Below are 2,865 nucleotides of genomic sequence, written 5' to 3'. Positions count from 1 at the left end.
GGGCTCAGGGCTCAGGACAGGCCTCTCCCAAAGCGGGAGAGGGGAGAAGACAGATGTTATAAATCCTGCAAGGAATGCTATAGCGGTTACCGGACTCTCAGGATACAATTGCTTAAAGCCGTGAGGCAATCGGATAAAATTGGGATAAATTTAGTGATTTAGGTCTAATTCTTTCCGCTGTCCTGTTTATAATAAGCGTTCCACAATATTAACCAATTGCTGGGGGTCAACAGGTTTGGTAATATAGGCATCGGCTCCTAAATCCATGCCCCAAGTTTTATCAATCTCGGTATTTTTCTGACTGCAAAAGACGACGGGTAACTTGGAAGTCTTGCGATCGCCCCTCAACTCGCGAATCACCTCAAATCCATTCATCCGAGGCATAATCACATCCAGAATGACCAGATCCGGTGCCGTCTCCTGAATCCGGGCGATCGCCTCCTCCCCATTGGTTGCCACCACCACCTCCATCCCAGCTTTTTTTAAAATCCGGCCAATCATCTCCAGTTCACTCGGCACATCATCTACCACTAAAATTTTGCTCATCGGACCTTTCCCTCGCTTTGCAACAGTATTATAATCTTATCTTAGCTTGCTCCTTAGAGATTTCCTCACCCTATCCCCAACTTCAACCCCTTTAAACTCGTGACATGGATCTGCCATGCCACGCCCAATTGGAGGCTCTACCTCCTAATAAAATCACCCGAATTTAATCCCAAATAACAGATGCCAAACTTCATAAAATTCCCCTCTAAACTGTCTATATAAAACCGGAAATCGGGGGTCCAGCCCTAAATCTTTCATGAACATTAGAAATCCCCCAAAGAAACCCGGAGGTATCCCCTCTATTGTACCCACATCTAAGGGGTAAACTAAAAATTACAGATTCCTGAGTTGAGTACCCCCAAACCCGAGAGCTTTGCGGGAAGTTTGAGAGCCCGAGGACAAAAACCCGGGTTTCTGGCCCTAATTGGCGACAAAGCAGGCAGAGAGTTCCTCAAGAAACCCGGGTTTTGTCCTGCTGTACAACTCGCCAGCCCCCGGCGAATTGTAAAGATTTTTAAGACAAATCACTCTTCCCTGCAAACAGTGATAGAATCCGAAATTGAGCTAGGGGTGTCCGACCAAAGGGCTGAGAACAAACCCTTAGAACCTGAGTCCGGGTAATACCGGCGGAGGGAAGCTGTTATTTGAGGAATTCAAAATGCGAAAAGAATGGGTTGCCAAACGCCAGGGTCAGAGTAATGTTACTCAAATGAACTATGCCCGACAAGGCATCATCACCGAAGAAATGGACTATGTAGCGAAGCGGGAAAACCTCCCCGTTGAGCTGATTCGGGACGAAGTGGCACGAGGACGGATGATTATCCCCGCCAACATTAACCACCTCAACCTCGAACCGATGTGCATCGGTATCGCCTCCAAATGTAAAGTCAATGCCAACATCGGCGCATCCCCTAATTCGTCTGATATTAACGAAGAATTAGACAAGCTAAAACTATCCGTTAAATATGGTGCCGATACTGTCATGGATTTGTCCACTGGCGGCGGTAACCTGGACGAAATTCGGACCGCCATTATTAATACCTCTCCGGTTCCGATCGGCACGGTTCCCATTTATCAGGCATTAGAAAGCGTGCATGGTAACATGGAAAATCTCACCCCCAATGATTTTCTGCATATCATTGAAAAACACGCCCAACAAGGTGTGGATTACATGACGATTCATGCAGGAATTTTAATCGAACATTTGCCTTTGGTCAAAAACCGAATTACCGGCATTGTCTCCCGTGGCGGCGGTATTTTAGCCCGATGGATGTTGCATTATCACAAACAGAATCCGCTTTATACTCATTTCGATGACATTATCGAAATCTTCAAAAAATATGATGTTTCCTTTAGTTTAGGAGACTCTCTGCGTCCCGGTTGTCAGCATGATGCTTCCGACGAAGCACAACTGGCTGAACTCAAAACCCTTGGACAACTCACGCGACGCGCCTGGGAACATAATGTGCAGGTGATGGTTGAGGGTCCGGGTCATGTGCCAATGGACCAAATCGAATTTAACGTGAAAAAGCAGATGGAAGAGTGTTCTGAAGCGCCTTTCTATGTGCTAGGTCCTTTGGTCACTGATATTGCGCCAGGATACGACCATATTACCTCGGCGATCGGGGCAGCAATGGCGGGATGGTACGGAACTGCTATGTTGTGTTACGTCACTCCGAAAGAACATTTGGGATTACCGAATGCCGAAGATGTGCGAAATGGGTTAATCGCCTATAAAATTGCGGCTCATGCTGCGGATATCGCACGGCATCGCATTGGAGCACGCGATCGCGATGACGAACTGTCTCACGCCCGGTATAACTTCGACTGGAACCGCCAGTTTGAACTCTCCCTCGACCCGGAACGGGCGAAAGAATACCACGACGAAACCCTGCCAGCAGATATCTACAAAACCGCTGAGTTCTGCTCCATGTGCGGTCCTAAATTCTGCCCCATGCAGACTAAAGTAGACGCCGACGCCTTAACCGAATTAGAGAAGTTCTTAGCCAAAGAACCTGTCACCCAAGGTTAAGAGTAGAATAGTAGGGTGGGCAATGCCCACCTTTATGAAGATTTGGAAGAAGCAGATATTTTATCCGCCTTACTCTTTGCCGCCCGTTTAAGTCAGATTAAGCGAGTTTATAACCTGGCATCATGAAATTTCTAGTTGATGCTCAACTGCCCCTTCGGCTGGCTCGTTTTCTCCAAAGTGGTGGAGTCATTAACCCGATTTCTTGTCCTGTTTACAGCATGGGTTAGAAACCGGGTTTCTTTTAAAAATCTCTGCTGATTCGCAATCAATCTGATGCAGAAACCCGG

General features: G+C 47.2%; 2 protein-coding genes and 1 riboswitch. Of the genes, one reads left to right on the top strand and one right to left on the bottom strand.

Annotation, left to right across the window (positions count from 1 at the left end):
- Positions 1–186: 186 nt before the first annotated feature.
- Entirely contained in the window at positions 187–546 is a 360-nt protein-coding gene (locus J0895_RS20005; RefSeq protein WP_207089763.1) for a response regulator transcription factor, read from the bottom strand.
- 556 nt (positions 547–1,102) lie between these two features.
- A riboswitch (TPP riboswitch) is annotated at positions 1,103–1,198 on the top strand.
- A 6-nt stretch (positions 1,199–1,204) separates the two neighbouring features.
- Here J0895_RS20005 and thiC point away from each other — a divergent pair.
- On the top strand, positions 1,205–2,578 hold the full coding sequence (thiC, locus tag J0895_RS20000; protein WP_207089762.1) for a phosphomethylpyrimidine synthase: 1,374 nt from the start codon (positions 1,205–1,207) through the stop codon (positions 2,576–2,578).
- Positions 2,579–2,865: the final 287 nt, after the last annotated feature.

The organism is Phormidium pseudopriestleyi FRX01 (assembly GCF_017313335.1).
In the GTDB taxonomy this organism is placed as follows: domain Bacteria; phylum Cyanobacteriota; class Cyanobacteriia; order Cyanobacteriales; family Laspinemataceae; genus Laspinema; species Laspinema pseudopriestleyi.
The sequence above is the reverse complement of the archived record's forward strand: the minus strand, read 5'-3'. Positions and strand labels throughout refer to the sequence as shown.

Excerpts from the sequence above, each read along its gene's own strand:
- J0895_RS20005 (WP_207089763.1), bottom strand. The coding sequence starts at position 546 with ATGAGCAAAATTTTAGTGGTAGATGATGTGCCGAGTGAACTGGAGATG.
- thiC (WP_207089762.1), top strand. The coding sequence starts at position 1,205 with ATGCGAAAAGAATGGGTTGCCAAACGCCAGGGTCAGAGTAATGTTACT.